The 18,653-nt window shown below is 32.5% G+C and carries 18 protein-coding genes; 13 read left to right on the top strand and 5 right to left on the bottom strand.

Annotated elements, in window-relative coordinates; translation table 11 throughout:
- The first annotated feature begins 285 nt into the window (after positions 1–285).
- The gene (locus BED47_RS08265) at positions 286–4,377 is read left to right on the top strand and encodes a S8 family serine peptidase (RefSeq protein ID WP_084006831.1); all 4,092 of its coding nucleotides are present in this window, start codon (positions 286–288) and stop codon (positions 4,375–4,377) included.
- Between the two features lie 79 nt (positions 4,378–4,456).
- Here BED47_RS08265 and BED47_RS08260 read toward each other — a convergent pair whose 3' ends face one another.
- Positions 4,457–5,281, bottom strand: coding sequence for an aldo/keto reductase (locus BED47_RS08260; RefSeq protein ID WP_069033262.1), 825 nt, complete (start codon positions 5,279–5,281; stop codon positions 4,457–4,459).
- Positions 5,282–5,555: 274 nt separating this feature from the next.
- Here BED47_RS08260 and BED47_RS08255 point away from each other — a divergent pair, with 274 nt between their 5' ends.
- Positions 5,556–6,119, top strand: a complete 564-nt coding sequence (locus BED47_RS08255; protein ID WP_025568922.1) for a beta-class carbonic anhydrase — start codon at positions 5,556–5,558, stop codon at positions 6,117–6,119.
- Positions 6,120–6,652: 533 nt separating this feature from the next.
- Here the strand turns inward: BED47_RS08255 and BED47_RS08250 are convergent.
- Entirely contained in the window at positions 6,653–7,438 is a 786-nt protein-coding gene (locus tag BED47_RS08250) for a carbonic anhydrase (protein ID WP_175403472.1), read from the bottom strand.
- 88 nt (positions 7,439–7,526) lie between these two features.
- On the opposite strand from BED47_RS08250, the gene BED47_RS08245 reads away from it, so the two are divergent.
- The 4 genes from BED47_RS08245 to BED47_RS08230 all read left to right on the top strand — a co-directional run bounded on the left by BED47_RS08245 (position 7,527) and on the right by BED47_RS08230 (position 9,804).
- Positions 7,527–8,234, top strand: a complete 708-nt coding sequence (locus BED47_RS08245) for a DNA alkylation repair protein (protein WP_069033261.1) — start codon at positions 7,527–7,529, stop codon at positions 8,232–8,234.
- 59 nt (positions 8,235–8,293) lie between these two features.
- On the top strand, positions 8,294–8,806 hold the full coding sequence (locus BED47_RS08240; protein WP_069033260.1) for a GNAT family N-acetyltransferase: 513 nt from the start codon (positions 8,294–8,296) through the stop codon (positions 8,804–8,806).
- A gap of 31 nt (positions 8,807–8,837) precedes the next feature.
- On the top strand, positions 8,838–9,218 hold the full coding sequence (locus BED47_RS08235; RefSeq protein ID WP_069033259.1) for a hypothetical protein: 381 nt from the start codon (positions 8,838–8,840) through the stop codon (positions 9,216–9,218).
- A 70-nt stretch (positions 9,219–9,288) separates the two neighbouring features.
- Positions 9,289–9,804 (top strand): PCYCGC motif-containing (lipo)protein, encoded by a 516-nt coding sequence (locus BED47_RS08230; protein ID WP_069033258.1) that lies wholly within the window; start codon positions 9,289–9,291, stop codon positions 9,802–9,804.
- Between the two features lie 75 nt (positions 9,805–9,879).
- On the opposite strand, the gene BED47_RS23670 is transcribed toward BED47_RS08230, so the two are convergent.
- Complete coding sequence (locus BED47_RS23670; RefSeq protein WP_175403471.1) at positions 9,880–10,041, bottom strand: hypothetical protein; 162 nt, start codon at positions 10,039–10,041, stop codon at positions 9,880–9,882.
- Positions 10,042–10,204: 163 nt separating this feature from the next.
- Here BED47_RS23670 and BED47_RS08225 point away from each other — a divergent pair, with 163 nt between their 5' ends.
- Positions 10,205–10,588 carry an ArsR/SmtB family transcription factor gene (locus BED47_RS08225; RefSeq protein ID WP_025568928.1) on the top strand — a complete coding sequence of 128 codons (384 nt, stop codon included), beginning with the start codon at positions 10,205–10,207 and terminating at the stop codon, positions 10,586–10,588.
- Between the two features lie 25 nt (positions 10,589–10,613).
- Positions 10,614–12,749, top strand: a complete 2,136-nt coding sequence (locus tag BED47_RS08220) for a heavy metal translocating P-type ATPase (RefSeq protein WP_439097774.1) — start codon at positions 10,614–10,616, stop codon at positions 12,747–12,749.
- A gap of 50 nt (positions 12,750–12,799) precedes the next feature.
- Here BED47_RS08220 and BED47_RS08215 read toward each other — a convergent pair whose 3' ends face one another.
- Entirely contained in the window at positions 12,800–13,411 is a 612-nt protein-coding gene (locus tag BED47_RS08215) for a DedA family protein (protein ID WP_069033256.1), read from the bottom strand.
- Positions 13,412–13,754: 343 nt separating this feature from the next.
- Between BED47_RS08215 and BED47_RS08210 the strand changes: the two genes are divergently transcribed.
- The 4 genes from BED47_RS08210 (at position 13,755) to BED47_RS08195 (ending at position 17,314) form a co-directional block, all read left to right on the top strand.
- On the top strand, positions 13,755–14,300 hold the full coding sequence (locus tag BED47_RS08210; protein WP_069033255.1) for a GNAT family N-acetyltransferase: 546 nt from the start codon (positions 13,755–13,757) through the stop codon (positions 14,298–14,300).
- A gap of 70 nt (positions 14,301–14,370) precedes the next feature.
- Complete coding sequence (locus tag BED47_RS08205) at positions 14,371–15,039, top strand: HAD family hydrolase (RefSeq protein ID WP_254664568.1); 669 nt, start codon at positions 14,371–14,373, stop codon at positions 15,037–15,039.
- Positions 15,040–15,058: 19 nt separating this feature from the next.
- A complete protein-coding gene (locus BED47_RS08200) occupies positions 15,059–16,321 on the top strand; it encodes an MFS transporter (RefSeq protein ID WP_069033253.1) in 1,263 nt (420 codons plus the stop codon).
- Positions 16,322–16,366: 45 nt separating this feature from the next.
- Positions 16,367–17,314: an aminoglycoside phosphotransferase family protein gene (locus BED47_RS08195; RefSeq protein ID WP_069033252.1), complete on the top strand. Its 948-nt coding sequence runs from the start codon at positions 16,367–16,369 to the stop codon at positions 17,312–17,314.
- Between the two features lie 61 nt (positions 17,315–17,375).
- Here BED47_RS08195 and BED47_RS08190 read toward each other — a convergent pair whose 3' ends face one another.
- Positions 17,376–17,660: a YciI family protein gene (locus tag BED47_RS08190; RefSeq protein WP_069033251.1), complete on the bottom strand. Its 285-nt coding sequence runs from the start codon at positions 17,658–17,660 to the stop codon at positions 17,376–17,378.
- A 187-nt stretch (positions 17,661–17,847) separates the two neighbouring features.
- On the opposite strand from BED47_RS08190, the gene BED47_RS08185 reads away from it, so the two are divergent.
- Entirely contained in the window at positions 17,848–18,147 is a 300-nt protein-coding gene (locus BED47_RS08185; protein WP_139116351.1) for a hypothetical protein, read from the top strand.
- Positions 18,148–18,653 lie beyond the last annotated feature (506 nt).

The following is an 18,653-nucleotide window of genomic DNA, read 5'->3' as shown; positions in this document are numbered from 1 at the left end:
GAAAACTGTTAGGATCGTTTTTTTTTTGTAATTTTTTATAAAATCCAGAAATTTAATAAATAAGCACAATTATTTGGTAGAAATATGTCGAAAATAACTTGAAAACGGCGGAAACCTTGAAAAATATAGATAAAAATGTCCCAATTGACCGAATATTAGAAAAAATTATAATTAAATTTAATGAGTCAGAGTAAGGTAAATCAATATTCTGGTATGCCATTACTTAGTAAATGTAGTTTTAGTAGGGACGAGAACAAACGTTATTCACTAGAAAAGAGGGATTAGGTGGAGAAATCAAAAATTGAAAAGTTTAGTAGAGTGTTAAAAGGCTCTGCAGCAGCAGCCATATTTTTGGGAATGTTATTACCAACAAGTCAAAAAGACTATGTATCTGCAACAACTATACATGGCAAATCATCTGAACAAATATTAGCCTCATTGACCCAAGAACAAAGGGATGCTTTAACGAAGCTAAAATCGATTGAGGGCTATGGATTACAAGGATTTGATAAAAAGGACTTAAAGAGTAGTTCTGATATATCTGTTATTGTTGAATTTAAATCCAAGCCTGAAAAGGTTGCTATTCTTGAATCTGCATTAGAAGGGAAATCTTTAACTTCCACTGAGGCGAAGAATAGGGTTAAACATGATCATACTGCCTTTGAAGAAGATTTAGCGAAAATCTTACCAGCTTCTAAGGAGAAAAGCGGCAGGGATCAATATAAAATTACTCGTTCATTTGATACTGTTTACAATGGGGTTTCTATGAAACTACCAGCGAATGAAGTTGAAAAACTATTAAAATCTGATTCAGTTCAAGCTGTTTATAAAAGTGTTGAATTTTCTATAGATCCACCAGAAACTCCGGATTCTACAGAAGAACAAGATTCAATTAAAAGAATAGAGAGTATACCATTTTTAGGTGTAGATAAGCTACATGAAGAAGGGATTACAGGCAAAGGGGTAAAAGTCGGCGTAATTGATACAGGAGTTGATTATAATCACCCTGATTTGAAGGATGCATTTAAAGGAGGATATGACTTAGTAGATAATGATCCAGACCCGATGGAAACTACATATGACGATTGGAAAAAATCTGGTCGTCCTGAGACTGATCAAAATCTTTCACCTTACTATACAAGTCATGGTACGCATGTTTCGGGAACGATTGCAGGTAGAGCCAAAAATACTGGTGGTGTGGCTGTTAAGGGAATTGCACCTGATGCTGACCTTTTTGTTTATCGTGTTTTAGGACCTTATGGAACTGGAGAATTGGAAGATATTTTAGCTGGAATTGAAAAAGCAGTTGAAGATAAAATGGATGTTATTAATCTTTCTCTAGGAGCAAACATTAATGATCCAATGTATCCGACTAGCACAGCGATAAATTATGCTGTACTTAACGGTGTGACGGCATCAGTTTCAGCGGGGAATAGCGGACCGAACTCTTATACACTAGGTTCACCAGGGGCTGCAGCACTTGCATTAACGGTAGGAGCAAGTAGTGCACCTATTCCAGTTACTAAATATACAGGTGTTCTTAACGGAATAGAAACACCATTTCAATTAAGTACTCTCTATAATGATTTTGTTTCAGACTTAAAAGTTTTTAACGGTCAAACTTTAGATGTAGTAGACTTAGGGGTTGGAAATGACTCTGATTATTTAAATAAAGACGTAGCTGGAAAAGTTGTTTTTGTAAGTACAGGTGTAATTGGTACGCAATCCAAGACTGTCTATGCAAAAAATCACGGAGCACGTGCAATCATTGCTTATAGTAATATTCCAAATGCTGGCCCATCACAATTCGTAAAAGAGGAGCAAAACTTTATCCCTGCATTTTCAATGAGTTATGAACAAGGTTTAGATTTTAAAGCACAATTAGCAGCCGGCCATACTAAACTGACTTTTAAAGATTTGGAAGAAGTTAATACAGATGCAGATAAACTTGCTAGCTTCAGTTCACGTGGACCTTCTAGAAGTAATTACGATATGAAGCCAGAAATTACAGCTCCTGGTGTAAGTGTGTTATCAAGCGTGCCTGCTTATTCGATTTATAAAAACGACCAAACAAATTATAAGTACGCTTATTCTCGTATGTCAGGTACATCTATGGCAGCACCTCATGTTACAGGTATTTCTGCTTTATTACTTCAAGCAAATCCATCGCTTGAACCTGGTGACATAAAAACGATTTTAATGAATACTGCTAAGCCTTTAGCAGATAGCTATAGTGTCTTTGATGTAGGTGCAGGTCGTGTAGATCCTTATCGTGCTGTTCATACGGGAATGAAAATACAAGTTCAAGACGAAACAGTTTTTCCACTCAATGGCGAGAACTTAAAAGTAAAAGAAATAACAGGTGGACTTAGCTTTGGTAGTCACTATGCAGATGAAGATATTTTAGTAGAAAAGAAAGTAAACTTTACAAATGTGGAGGATAAACTAAAGAAATTTAATGTAGATGTTAACTTTCAAACAGGTATTAATGGCTCCCTGAGTGCTAGCGAAAACGGAGTTATTGTAAATATTCCTTCAGAAATTAAAGTTCAATCGTTAGATACGAAGAAAATACCTGTATCTATTTCCGTTCCAGCAAGCGCTAAGGCAGGAATTTATGAAGGGTATATTGTTGTAACAAATAAAGATGACAAGAATGAACAATATCGAATTCCTTTTAGTGTTCGCACGACAGAGGAAGGATTCAATTCAACGACATTATCTTATAAATCAATGTCACCTTCATTTTTACATGTGAAACGTAGCTTTAGTGCAAATCAATTTATTGATATGATTTTTAATTTTAAATCACCTATGAAACGAATGGACATCGTATTACAAGATGGAAAGACAGGAAATGATTTAGGGGTTATTGGTACAATTGATCTAAGTTCGTCATACGATGGGACAAATTATTTACTAAGTGCTTTCTTTAATGGTACTTACCATGCTTATACTGATAATACAACACAGCCAATTTCGCCGACATTAAGTTATGTAAAACCAGGGCCATATCGAATTAAAATAATTGGTACGAGCGCTAGAGATAAAGTATTCGTTAACTATAATGATTTATATATAGACAATAATATCCCGACAATGTCGACATCATTTGATGGAAATGAGTCACCTGTTATAGAATATCAACCAGGTCAGAAAACAATTCCTGTTCAAGTGAATGTAACTGATCAAGAAGTTGCAAATATGATTGAATTCGGAATGAAAGTTGATCAATCAATTAACAAAGTAAATTATTCAGTTAATGGTAACTTCAATCCTGTACTTCCTGTAGGAGTAGATGGGAAAATCGACTTAAGTGTACCAATAAACGAATCAAGTACACTCTTAACCTATACTTTAAATGGATTAGATGGAGCAAATAACACGACACAAAAGAAAAACTATTACTTTGTTAAAGCTGGGTCGCCTTACGGATATGTGAAGACTGACAATGTAAATGTGAAAATGGGAGATACGGTTAATGCTACGTTTGTTTTAAATAATGTTCAAAATCTGAAATCAGCTGAATGGACGCTTAATAATATAGGTCAAAACTTCGAGGTTTTAGATGCGAAAGCAAATGAAGCATTGAAGGATTTAGGCGCAACAGTAACTGTTGAAACGTCTGGAAATAATTCAAAAGTAAAGCTTGCTTTAGATGAAGCGAAAACAGTTAGTGGAAAAATACCTGCTATAAATCTAAAATTAAAGGTGAAGAGTACAACATTTGCGGTGAGTGCACCTGTAAATCCAATAATTGCTTATACGAATGATCAAGGTAATCGAATTACACTTTCTTCAGCTGGTATGGAATGGTTGATCCAACCAACATTCTCTGAAGTATTTGGTACATTAGGTGCAGAGGCTTCAATTTATAATCGAAATTGGAATTGGACAACTTCTGGTGCAACTGTTCGAGTGATTGATGGAAATGGTAAAGTATACGATGGCTCATCTTCTCTAGTAAGTTATGGCGATTACAAAATTTCTAATCTACCATTAACGACTAAATCGTTTACTTGGGAATTAAAAGTACCAGGTCATTTTACGGTGAAGCGTGAAATCCCGATCGGATTAGATAAGAATGGTACGATTTGGGGACAGACATTACAATACTTTAGCGACAAAGCAACTGCAGGAGACGTAAATGGGGATGACGTAATCGATGTTTATGACGCGCTTTATATTCAAACATATTGGGGAACAAATAAAAGAAGTGCAGATATAAATAATGATGGAACAGTAAACGCGACAGATTTCCAATTCGTAGAAAAAAATTACTTAAAACAAAATCCATCGAACCAAAATGCACCAATTCCGAAGAAGAAATACAAAACGCAAACAATAGATACAATTAAAGGAGAACTTGGAATTTAAATAATGGAAATGGCTACCTTTCAATGAGGTAGCCATTTTTAAAAAATCATCTGAATTTCTAATTATTTAATCCAGCTTCTTAAAAATCAAAATTATCAGGGTCTGGACCTACACGTTTATTTGCATCAAGTGTAGCAATTTGTTGCATATCATTTGATGAAAGCTCGAAGTTGAATACTTCAAAGTTTTCTTGAATTCGTGAAGGTGTAATTGATTTAGGAATTACGATTACATTGCGTTGCAAATGCCAACGGATGATAACTTGGGCAGTTGTTTTACCATATTGATCCGCAATCTCTTTTATAACAGGATTTGTTAAAGCTTCGCCACCTTGCATTAATGGGCTCCATGCTTCTAATGCAATGCCGTTTTTATGACAATATTCATGTAATTCGTTTTGTTGAAACATTGGGTGTAATTCGACTTGATCGACCATTGGTTTAATATTACGATGAGCTGCAATATCTTCTAAGTGATGGACATGAAAATTGGAAACACCAATTGCTGGCACAAGCTTTTCATCGTAAAGTCTTTCTAATGCTTTATATGTATCTAAATATTTTTCTTTTACTGGCCAGTGAATTAAATAAAGATCAACATAGTCCAAGCCTAATTTTTTAAGACTTTCTTCATGTGCTTTTAAAGTTGAATCATACCCTTGATCAGCATTCCAAACTTTTGTTGTAATAAAAAGTTCATCACGAGCAACACCAGATTGGCGAATTGCTTCACCTACTTGCTCTTCGTTTTGATAGACAGCTGCAGTATCAATATGACGATAACCTATTTCGATAGCTGTTCGGACAGCATCTACACCATCTTCTGGTGACACACGCCACACACCTAAACCTAATTGAGGCATTTTAACTCCATTATGTAATGCAATAGAATGTTCAAACTTCATTTTAATTCCCTCCTTATTAAAGACTAAATCTAGTGTACAATATAAACTTTAAAAATAAAAAAAATTGATCTAAATTAATAGGGAAATAATAATAAAGCAATTCGATTAGGTGTGTATTTTCCATATTAAAAAATAAAAATAAAACGGTATAAATGAAAACATAATTTTAGAATAATACTATAAATGAGTGCAAAATGGTTGTATATTTTGAGCTTTTCCTTCAATATAAGTATAGGAAAAATGCTCTTTATTTTTGTTTGGAGGGGAAATTTAGATGTTAGATCAGATTTTAGATTTTAATAAGAAGTTTGTTGAAAATAAGGAATATGAGCAATACACAGCTTCAAAGTTTCCGAATAAAGAGGTAGTAGTTGTTACTTGTATGGATACACGTCTAGTTGAACTTTTACCAAAGGCTCTTGATATTAGAAACGGTGACGTGAAAATGATTAAAACAGCTGGTGCAGTTATTGCCCATCCGTTTGGTTCAGTTATGAGAAGTATTCTAGTTTCAATCTATGAACTTGGGGCTAAAGAAGTATTAGTAATCGGTCACCATGAGTGTGGAATGGGGAATACAAATCCTACACGAATAAAAGAAAAAATGGTTGAACGAGGAATTAAAGAAGAAAACCTTGAAATTTTAGGGTTTTCAGGTCTAGATTTAGATAAATGGTTAACTGGTTTTTCGAATGTATACGACAGTGTTAACCACAGTGTTTCAATTATTAAAAACCATCCACTTGTTCCAAAAGAGGTTGAAATTCATGGTCTAGTAATTGACCCACATACAGGGAAGTTAGAAGTAGTTCATCGAGATGAAAAAACTGCTGAATAACGATATAAGATAAACAAAAAAGTTATCCTTTAAGTAGGATAACTTTTTTTGTGTTGTTGAAAAAGAAGCTTGTCAATTAAATTACCAAATTTTCGTAAAAGGAGTAGTGATGTTGATTTCCACTACAAGATGCTCGCTTTCCATGGGGCGAGACCTGAGCCTCCTCGGCTACGCCTGTGGGGTCTCAGCCTTCCCGCTTATCCCATAGGAGTCGAGCACCCTTCCGTTCCAATCAACTTGTTCATTAAAAAAAGTTTACAATAAATTCTAATCAAATAGCTTTTACTTAGAGTAACCTAGCTGTTGCATATTAATTAGCTTGTAGGTCAATTAATTTCGAACATTAATTAAACTATTAAATTGAATTTGTTTTTCTAAAATTAGATCATAATATTTTTAACCTCTGAAAAAAGTCATTACTAGTGTTATTGGATTCATGAAATTGCTAGAACATATTAACCTTTAAAACCATTAATAGATCATCCAAAAAATGATAATTTCATTTAATGTCATTTTTCATGCCGCCACTATGTTTACCAAGATTCAAATAAGTCTCTATCATTTAATGGCTGAACGGGACGGCTATTTGGTTCGAAATAATTTTGATAAGAATGGATTTGTTCTTCGGAAAATTGTATAGGTTTGTTAAAGACTATCCATTTAATCCCTTCAGTACATGGAGGAGTTGTAAAAGAGCCAGTGTACGAAAATTTTTTACTAGTATATGGAATAAAGGACTGCAAATTGATTTTTACAACCTTTCTCTCGAAATCTTCATCCACAGGATTTGCATTTAGGATTTTTTGGAATTCTTTATTCAATCTTCCACTATCAACAAGTACCCCGATGGTAATAATCGATTTTTTATTATTTTCATTTATAAAATGTATCTCTAAATCACTTTGTTTCCCATTGATTGTGTGCTCACTTGGAGTATGGAAATGAAACTGTAGTAATGTATAGTGTGATCCATTTAAATTAATTGAGTTGGAGTGATTAACCGGAATGAATTTTACCGTGTACTGCGACTTTTCTATTTTAAAAAGATCATTATGGTAGTTTATCCCTAAAGGTAGTGATTTTTTTATAGCTTGATCAATATTTACTGGAGATTGCTGTTTCCCAGTTGAACAAAGTGCGTATTTTTTATTGATTGAACTCCAATAATTTGGTCCAGTTTTTCCAGTGTAAGACCAGTCTTCATTTCTTGCAGTTGCAATTGCTGATTTATTTTGATGAACCTCATGCGCAATCTGATTATTTGAAAAGGATGAGAGTGTAAAACTGTATAGTATGATGAATAGAAAAAAATAGTTCATTATATACTGTCCTTCCTTGATATGTATGATAGGATACATTTTAGACAACGATGTAACGGAACAAACCTTTATTAAGGGGGAGAAGATGATGACATTAGAAGAAGTTATGAAATCATTAGAGGAAATGGGAACTGAGCAAACGAAAAAAACTTTTTTACGTCATGGTGCAAAGGAGCCATTCTTTGGGGTTAAAATTGGTGATATGAAAAAGCTTGTTAAATATGTTAAAAAAGATCAGGAATTAGCACGATCACTTTTTCATACAGGAAATTCAGATGCGATGTATTTAGCGGGTTTATCAATTAATCCAAAATTAATGACAAAGGAACAGCTTCAAAGTTGGGCGAAAGAAGCTCACTGGTATATGATTGCTGAAAGTATTGTAGGTGCTGTTGCAGCAGAAAGCCAGTATGCAATCGAATTAGCTAGAGAATGGTTGAAGTCAGATGATGAATTAATTGAAGATTGTGGATGGAGCACTTATAGTCATTATTTATCAATTGCACCTGATGAAGAGATTGATAAGGAAGAAGTTCGTGAATTACTTAATTATGTTGAAAATAATATACATACTTCAAAAAATAGAGTTCGTTATACAATGAATGGGTTTGTAATTTCAGTAGGTAGTTTTGTTCCAAGCCTTACAGTTGAAGCAATGATGGTTGGTCAAAAGATTGGAAAAGTCCACGTGGACGTAGGAGATACGGCTTGTAAAGTACCTCTAGCAAGCGACTATATTGAAAAGGTCGAAGCGAAAGGAAAGCTTGGGGTTAAGAAAAAAACATGTATTTGTTAATTTGATATGTCACCTATTTTTATAGGTGACTTTTTATTAGAAAGAAATGGGAGATATCCATGAATATGAAATCAAATAGATTATATTTAAGAGAGCTTAAAATGGACGACCTAGGTTCATTACACAAACTTCAATCTAATGTGAATGTAATGAGATATATTACAAATCGTCCCAAAACATTAGAAGAAACTGAAAATGAATTATTTAGGATTCTTCAAATGTATAAGGAAAAAAACGCTGATTTTGAAGTAATGGCTGTTTGTAAAAATGAGACTAATCAATTGATTGGAACATGTGCGGTCATAAAAAATGAAGCAGATGAGTTTGAAATAGGCTATCGATTAGCTGAAGAAGAATGGGGAAAAGGTTTTGGTTCTGAAATTGCTAGTTTAATAGAAGACTATTGTTTTGGAATTAGAAAGTTAAATTTTATAGTAGCTTCCGTTGAAGCAAAAAACATCTATTCAGTAAAGATCCTTGAGAAAAAGGGTTTTAATTTAATTTTAGAATCAATTGATGATGAAAATGGTGAATTAACTAAATATTATCGTAAAGACCGTCATAATTATTAGAAACCATCAAATTATCTAAAAGGAGAATCTAATGGACGTTAATATCCATTTTGATCAAGATCATTTTGTTTCTACCATTATAATTACGCTAGTAAATTATATTACTCTTGGCATTTTACTATTTCGGATTTATAGAACAAATGATTTGAAACCAGAAGTATGGAAGTCTATTATTGCAATGCTTATCGGTTTATTTGTCTTTAGTATTAATTTGAATTTTAATCAATACCGAATTGAAATACCAATTTTACCACTTGGATTTTGGATTTTGATGTGGATTTGTAAACGTAATGATAATCAGGAACGATGGGAAAAATATAGACGTTTTGCATGGGCCGGTTTTTTGATTAGGTTTTTCTTTTTATTCACAAGTTTATTGCAAATGATGATCGATTCAGTTATTTATTCATAATTAAAAGAATTTGTTTTCCACTCCAATAATTATTAAAATTAGATTAACGTATATTTATTGGAGGAAAAGGATGAAACAAAAAACAAATCATAATGTACTTTCAGCTTTTATGATTTCCATTTTATTTACAGGATGCAGTAACCAACAAGCTGAAACGAATAATACGAAGAATCACGAAAATCATGCTGAGCATATTCAAACAAGTGATATTAGAGAACAAACAATCAATAAAGAAACTTTGCCGAAGTTTTTAGGAGATCAAGAACAACAGATTCAACAAATTTATATGGTGGCAGCTCAGCATGTTGATTTACTTAAAAATATTCCGTGTTATTGTGGTTGTGGTGAAAGTGTAGGTCATAAAAGTAATTTAGATTGCTTTATTCATGAAGTAAAAGATGATGGTTCAATCGTGTGGGATAGCCATGCAACTTCATGTGTCAACTGTATGGAAATTGCCGTTGAATCAGCGAAATTACAGCAAGAAGGAAAAACGCCGTTAGAAATTCGAAAAGTCATTGATAATAAATATAAAGATGGATATGCCAAGCCAACAAATACCCCTATGCCAAAAGAACAGGGATAAGGATATAAGACAAAATTAAAAGTCAGACAGTTACTGAGAAATTCCGGTAACTGTCTGACTTTTTTATTTATACGCTTATTCCTGCACAATGGATCGATCAATCTTTGTAATTTCTTCAAATAATGCTTGATGCTCTGTTTTGTAAGGAGGAGTGGTTCCTAATTTTTTTTCGATTAAAAAGATAAATATTACGGCTACTAAGCAAATTCCCCAAAAAAGATATCCGATTAGAGTCATTAATTTTTCTCCTTTTGTATGCATTACTAATCATTTCTTTATCATATGTAATATTCCTTTAAATTTTACAAATAATATTTTGACACATATGAACAATTATTCATATAATATATATATAGAAAACATATGAGTGATTGTTCATGTATTCATAGGAGGACAGTTTATGATTGAAGAAAAAAAGAAAGTTGACGAAGTTTGTGATGAGGCTTGTCAACAAACGGTTATGCATGAGGATATAATTCTTTCAGTAAAAGGAAGCATGTTAAATATTGAAACACTAACAGAAGTAGCAGAACTTTTTAAAGTTCTTGGAGATAAGACGAGAACGAGAATATTACATGCACTTAGTCAATCTGAGATGTGTGTATGTGATCTAGCTTATTTATTAGAAATGACTCAATCATCCATATCACATCAGTTACGTGTATTAAAACAGGCGCATTTAGTAAAAAATCGTAAAGAAGGTAAAGTAGTTTATTATTCGTTAGCAGATAGTCATGTTACACAAATTTTTAATCAAGCACTAGAACATATTTTAGAGGATTAATATAGGTGTTTCTTAAAGAGAGGAGTTGAGTTTATTGAGTAGGGGGCAAAGGCAAGTAAATAGTGAATTAAAATTAGAAGGTCTTGATTGTGCTAATTGTGCGATGAAGATTGAAAAAGGAGTTTCCACACTTGAAGGCGTTGATGCATGTTCAGTAAATTTTGCAACTTTAACGATGACAATTACGACGAGTGAGGAACAAAAAGAATCAATTATCGAGAGCGCTAAAGATAAAATTCGTGTATTAGAACCGCATATTAATCCTGTTTCAAAAATGGATACAAAACTTGGGCAAGAAAAGAAACAGGGAATGAATGCTGAAACAAAAAAACTTATTGTTAAATTAGGAATTGGTACTGCTTTATTAATTTTAGCTCAATTACTTAATGTACCAACGCTCTTTCAATTGATTATTTTTATAGCTGCCTATTTAATAGCAGGTGCTGATGTTGTTTTAAAAGCGATCCGAAATATTTTTAGGGGGCAAGTATTTGATGAGAATTTCTTAATGGGAGTAGCTACAATTGGTGCATTTATTATTGGTGAATATCCTGAAGCTGTTGCTGTAATGCTATTTTATCAGCTAGGTGAATTGTTCCAAAGTATTGCAGTAAATCGATCACGGAATTCGATTTCAAAATTAATGGATATACGTCCCGATTATGCTAATTTAAAAAATGGAGACAAAACTGAACAAGTATCTCCTGAAAAGATTCAAATTGGTGATAAGATCATCGTTAAACCTGGGGAAAGGGTTCCGTTAGATGGAATTGTAAAAAGTGGATTTTCAAGTGTTGATACTTCTGCATTAACAGGTGAGTCATTACCAAGAGAAATATTTGAAGGTGATGAAGTATTAAGTGGATTTATAAATGTTCAAGGTTTACTCGAAATTGAAGTCACAAAGGAATTTAATGAATCGACAGTATCAAAAATATTAGAACTTGTTCAAAATGCAACAAATAAAAAGGCTCCTACTGAAAATTTCATTACAAAATTTGCAAAAGTTTATACACCTATAGTTGTGATCACAGCAGCTATTATTGCAATCATTCCACCAATTTTTATTCCAGGTGAAACACTTTATGATTGGGTATATCGAGCATTAATTTTCCTAGTTATTTCATGTCCTTGTGCTCTAGTTGTTTCAATTCCTTTAGGATTTTTTGGAGGAATCGGAGCAGCATCAAAATCAGGTGTATTAGTAAAGGGAAGTAATTATTTAGAAGCATTAAATGATTTGAAATATATTGTGTTTGATAAAACTGGAACGTTGACGAAAGGGCAATTCCAAGTAAGTTCGATTATACCTACTCGCGGTCATTCAAAAGAGGAATTACTGGAATTAGCTGCTTACGGAGAGTTTTATTCTACTCACCCAATCGCATTATCAATTCGTCAAAAGTATGGAAAAGATATAGATGAAGCAAAGCTATCTAACTATACAGAAATTGCCGGACATGGAATTAGCGTTAAGATTAATGGAGATGCTCTGTTAGTAGGGAATTCAAGACTAATGGAAAGTCATTCAATTTTATATGAACCAACTAGAGAAGTAGGCACAACAGTTTATTTAGCAAAAAATAATCATTATATAGGATCAATTGTTATTGCAGATCAACTAAAAGATGATGCGAAAAAAGCGATACTTGAGCTTAAAAAAGTAGGAATTAAAAAGACTGTCATGTTAACCGGTGATGCTAACTCAGTTGCTAAAAGTATTGGTAAGGAATTAGCAATAGATGATATATATTCAGAGCTTCTTCCACATCAAAAAGTAGAAAAGCTTGAAATGATTGAAAAAATAAAATCATCAAAAGAAAAAATTGCATTTGTTGGGGACGGTATTAATGATGCACCAGTATTAGCACAAGCAGAAATAGGTATTGCAATGGGAGGAATTGGTTCCGATGCAGCGATCGAAGCTGCTGATGTTGTATTAATGTCGGATGAACCTTCAAAAATTGTAGATGCAATTAAAATCGCTAAACGTACAAGACAAATTGTATGGCAAAACATCTTTTTTGCTTTAGCAGTGAAAGGATTTTTCTTATTACTAGGTGTAATCGGGATCGCTACAATGTGGGAAGCAGTAATTTCAGATGTGGGAGTTACTGTTTTGGCAGTGTTGAATTCGATGAGAGTAGTTAAATATAAATAAAGCTAAAAAACTCAGACTAAATGAAATTAGTCTGAGTTTTTTAGCTTTATTTAAACAGAGCGTTTTCTTTTTTTGATAAAAAGGAAGATCAAAACGACCAATCCAATTGCTAATATTCCATAAATAATACTTGAATACAAATCCATATACTCAACAATCTTTTCCCAGGATGCACCGACTGATGCACCAACTAAAACTAAAATTGTATTCCATATTAATGAGCCTAAAGTTGTAAATAACAAAAAGATCCAAAAATTCATTCTTGCCATTCCAGCTGGTATAGAAATTAAACTGCGTATTAATGGAATCAGTCTACAGAAAAAGACAGTCCAAACACCGTATTTTGAAAACCATTCGTCCGCTTTATGTACATCTTTTTTAGTTAAGCGTAAAAAATGGCCCCAGCGTTCTACGATTTTTTCTAACGTTTTTATATCTAGTAATGTACCAATCCAAAAAAGTATGATTGCTCCAATAACTGATCCTAAAGTTGAAAAGAAAATAACACCTAGTTTAGAAAGTGAAGATTCTGTGGTCATAAACCCACCAAACGTTAAAATTACTTCAGAAGGAATTGGAGGGAATATGTTTTCTAATGCAATTAATAAAAAGATACCTAAATAACCAAATGTATCCATTGTTTCAATAATCCAGTTTTGCATGAAATTACCTCAGGTTTGATTTTTATTTTCAAGAAATAATTAGAAGTTTTTAATATTCCTTGTGAAAAAATATACTATGTAACTAGTGATTTAGGCAAGTAATTGTAAAACTAGTTCCAAAATATATTAAATAAACAACTAATAAGGTGTAGATTTTATGTCTGTTGAACAATGAATTAAAATATTTTTTTTGAAAGTGAAAGGATTTAGATCCGTTTATAGAGAATTAAAGTAGATTAATCTAAAAACAGAAATTAGATTTGGTTAAAACACTTCTCCTAAATCTAAAGAAATGTAATTAGTTAATTAGGGATAATGTCTTAGTAAAAAAAGGAGGATGGACATGTTTAAGGTTCAAATAAGTGAGGATTTATCATTCAATCTATTAACACCCAAATATGCAGCAACATTAGTAGAGGCACTGAAGGAAAATCAAAACTCCTTAAAAGAATGGTTGATTTGGGCTGAAAATATTCCATTGATCGAGGATTATCAAAAATCGATTATACCTATGTGGTTACAAAAGTTTGCAGATAATAATGGTTTTGAAGCGGGCATTTTTTATAAAAATGAACTAGTAGGTATGTTAGGATTACATTATATAGACTGGTCGAATCAAACAACTGAAATAGGCTACTGGTTAAGTGAACATGTACAGGGTAAAGGGATAATGACTCGTGCTGTAGATGGTTTAGTTTCATATTGTTATGATGAGCTTAATCTTAATCGAGTTGTGATTAGAGCAGCTGTTGAAAATGGGAAGAGTAGGGCAATTCCTGAACGTTTAGATTTTAAACAAGAAGGTGTCCAAAGAGAAGCACAACAAATTAGAGAAAAGTTTTATGATATTGCTGTTTATAGTATGTTGAAAAATGAATGGAAAAAGTAAATTAATATATTTGCGTTAGCTAAAAATGCTAACGCTTTTTTGTGGAGTAATAATGATGGAGGAAAAAAAGATGACTTATAATACAATCTTGTTCGATTTAGATGGTACATTAACGGATCCAAAAGTAGGGATTTTGAACTCGGTAAAGTATGCATTACAGAAAATGAATATAGCTATTCCATTAGAAGCAGAGCTTTTAAAATTTATTGGGCCTCCGATTCAACAATCTTTTTCTGAAATTTTTCAATTAAATGAAAAAGATATATTAAATGCAGTTCGTTTTTATCGCGAATACTTTTCTCAGAGTGGTATGATTGAAAATAATGTATATGACGGGATACGTGACCTTCTAAGCGATTTGCAAAAGGAGAAAAAAAGGCTATATGTAGCGACTTCAAAACCAACTATTTTCGCAAAGAAAATATTGAGTCATTTCCAACTCGATGAGTTTTTTGTTGATATTGTTGGAAGTGAACTAGATGGCACAAGAATCGATAAAGGCGAGATCATTGAGCATATTTTTGAAATGAATAATAATCTTTCTAAGGAAGATTCAGTAATGGTTGGAGACCGACTTCACGATATAAAGGGTGCCAAAATCGCTAATATTGATGCAATTGGAGTAACTTATGGTTATGGAAGTGAATTGGAATTAACTGATGCAGGAGCGAATGCAATTGTTAGTAGTGTAGATCAACTAAAAAAAATGTTATTAAATGAGAGTAAGATAATGGTCTAATAATGAAGGAGGAGTTTGATTGAAGAGTGGAAAAATACATTATGCTTGGATTATTTTAATTGTTACTTTTTTATCCGTCATTATTGCCGCAGTAACAAATACGATGTCTGGAGTGATGATGATTCCATTTGAAAAGGAATTTGGTTGGAGTAGAGCATCAATTTCTGGTGCGTTTGCGATTTGTATAACTCTTGTTGGATTCTCTGGTCCATTTATAGCTGGATTATACCAAAAGTTTAGTGTTAGAAAAGTATTGTTAGTAGGTATGGGAACGTTATTAACGGCTATTTTACTAACAACGATTATGTCGCAAATTTGGCATTTATTTATCATTTGGGGAATCATTATTGGTTTAAGTGCGGGGGCATTTTTGACGGTGTTAAATGCGTATGTTGCTACTACTTGGTTTGAAAAAAAGCGTGGTTTAGCACTAGGTCTTTTAACCTCTAGTTCAGCAGCCGGTCAACTTGTATTCTTGCCGCTTATGGCCTATATCGTTGAAAATTATTCATGGAGAAATGCCGTTTTAACAATATTCTCTTTTGGTGTTTTCATTTATGTTTTACTTTGGATTTTTATGAAGAATGATCCAGCAGATGTTGGTGTTTTACCTTTAGGGGCTGAAAAAAGTAATCAGAAGCAAGCGAACAATGTTAATCCAGTTAAGGCAGCTTTTGATGGGTTCAAATTAGGTGCTAAATCGAAAGTTTTTTGGTTATTAGCAGGGAGTTTCTTCGTTTGTGGCTTTTCAACTAGTGGTTTAATCGGTACTCATTTTATCTCACTTTGCATCGATTATGGATATAAAGAGGTGACGGCTGCTAGTATTTTAGCGTTCATGGGAATATTTAATATTATAGGTACGACTTTATCCGGATATATTTCTGATCGCTTTGATAATCGTTGGTTATTATTTTGGTATTATGGTTTAAGAGGATTGTCACTACTTATTCTACCTTTTGCTTTATCTACTAATTCAATCATTTATTTAAGTGCTTTTGCCATTTTCTATGGGATGGATTGGATTGCTACAGTTCCTCCAACTATTAAACTAGCGACGGATCATTTTGGTAAAGAGAAGGTAGGGGTAATCTATGGATGGATTTATACCGCCCATCAATTAGGTGCTGGAGCCGCAGCATATGGTGGAGGTTTAATTTATTCTTGGTTAAATGCCTACCAATCGATTTTTATTGCAGCAGGTATCTTTTGTTTAGTCGCAACATTATTTGTGCTTAATATTAAAAAAAGAGCGGTATTAAATCAAAATTTTTCTGCGTAGAAGGAAAATTAATAAACAAAATATTTAATAATTGAGGTAGAATAGATGACCTATCTTTATAAAATAACAAAAGAAAAATATAAAATAATGCGCAAGAAAAATTGTTTTTGGGAAGGTAAGATTCGTAAAATTTGTGAGTTAGAAAAAATCGATTATGAGAAGCTTACTCGATTTTCGTACGGTGGAAATATTGTTTTTAGTATAGATGGTGATATTGTAATTAAATTATATCCTTCTTATGTAAATGACGAGTTCATAAAAGAGAAGCAAGTTCTTGAGTTTTTAAACAGGAGAACTTTGTCCGTAGATGTTCCTAAATTAATTTCAACTGGTCAGTTCGAAGGCTGGAGCTATTTAATAATGAGTGAACTAAAAGGGACTCTTTTAATTGATATCTTTGATGACCTCACTTTCGAGGAGAAAAAGCAAATTGCGTTTGATTTAGGAAAAATAATAAGAGAAATCCATGACGCAACGATCTCAACAAAACAAGATGATTATGATCAATGGAAGCAATTTATTAAGAATCAATTGGAGCAAGTAAAGAATCATCATAAAAACAACAGAATGAATGATGAGTTATATACACAATTAACAAGCTATGTAGATGATAGAACATTGCAAGGAAATGTGGAGATAGTGTTATTAACCGGAGAATACACGCCATTTAATTTAATCATGAATAAAGTTGATGGTATGTGGAAATTTACTGGTTTAATTGATTTTGCTGATTGCTTTGTAGGAAACTCAAAATATGATTTACTTGGCCCAATTGCGTTTATGTTTTATCCTTTTGAAGGACTAAATAAAATTTTTCTAGAAAGCTATGGTTATACGAATAATGAATTAAATGAGAGCTTACAAAAAGAATTAATGACGTATTTATTACTACATCGCTTTAGTAATATTAATTTCTATCAAGAAAAGTCCGAAGTAGCTAAGAAAGCTACTTCGTTACAAGAATTAGAAAATATATTTTTTAATTTTAAGTAATTAACAATAAAATGTGCATCGGGAATGGCTTGAATTAGTCATTTTCGATGCACTTTTGTATTTAATTTAATGCTATTAAAAATGGATATAGTTCAGCAGTCATTACATTTTTTTTAACAGCCGGATCATTTTGCATAATTTCTTTTGCATGCTGTAAGCTTTCTGTTTTTAAGATGACAATACCAAACTCAGCTTGTTCGGTTCTTCCTGCTAAAGATACTGTCTTTTCTTTATTTAAGTTCTGTAGATAATGAAAATGCTCTGATACAATATTTTGTTCTTCTTCCGTTGAATCATGTAAAAAAGTAGATCGAACTGGTTTTAAAACATAAATAAAGTTTTCCATTTAAGCCACATCCTATCGTATATACGAGTTATTATTACTATAGAATCTGGTTAAATCCATTCGTTTTTCTCCATAATATAATTTAGGAGTGAAATATACAAATGCCATTTGGAGTAGTTAATAAACAGTTGAAGATTCATCGAAATCGAGAAAATTTAAGTTGGGAAATATAAAATGAGGTGAATTAATGATGCATGACGATGAAAAATTAGAGATAATCACTGTGGTAGTTAATCAAATGAATTCTTTAATAACGAATGAGGATTTTAAAACGTATCCTAAAACGGAAATTCTTGAGTTAATTCAAAATGAAAATGAATATAGGGTTCCGATTGGAAAATCTATTACATTTAATAAAAATGATAATAAATTACATTTTGATAGTGAAGATGGAGACGTAAATTATTTAGAGGAATTGAAAGCAGAAGATATTACCTCTCTTGAAGAAAAGTTAAAATCAATATCAAATTATATAAATTACTATTAAATTTAAGGACAGTTATAACTGTCTTTTTTCTTTTAGGCTCTGTTAAACTAAAATGTTGATTTTTGCGTACTAAAAAAGACTGTTTTCACCAAAACAGCTTGCGTTGATTCATCATTCATTTTGACTTCATCCTTTCGATTCGATTCGAACGATAATCGATCGGTCATTTCTGGTTTGTGTAAAAAAGGAAAGATATCATTTTAGTTTGGTTGAATGTGTAAAAATGTTACCATTCAAAAATGAAAAAGTCATGACATAAAATATGGATGGACTGGTTGACCTAATGGATAGCGTCCGGGTAGTTACGAGTAGAGGGCGATAAGATAAAAAAGCATCCTTACTGGATGCTCTTGATTTGTGTCACAATTTCGTTGTGTTCGGTGATTAATCTTTTCAACTGTTCTTCGAGATGAGGGTCGTTTTTCTTCGCTAAGATGATCTTGACGATATCGATCGCTTCGCGCGTCTTCATTAATTCTTTTTGCAATTTTTCGACTGCATTCAAT

This window comes from Gottfriedia luciferensis, from assembly GCF_001712755.1.
Taxonomy (GTDB): domain Bacteria; phylum Bacillota; class Bacilli; order Bacillales; family Bacillaceae_G; genus Gottfriedia; species Gottfriedia luciferensis_B.
Note: the sequence above shows the minus strand (reverse complement) of the source record. Positions and strands in the feature narration are given on the sequence as shown.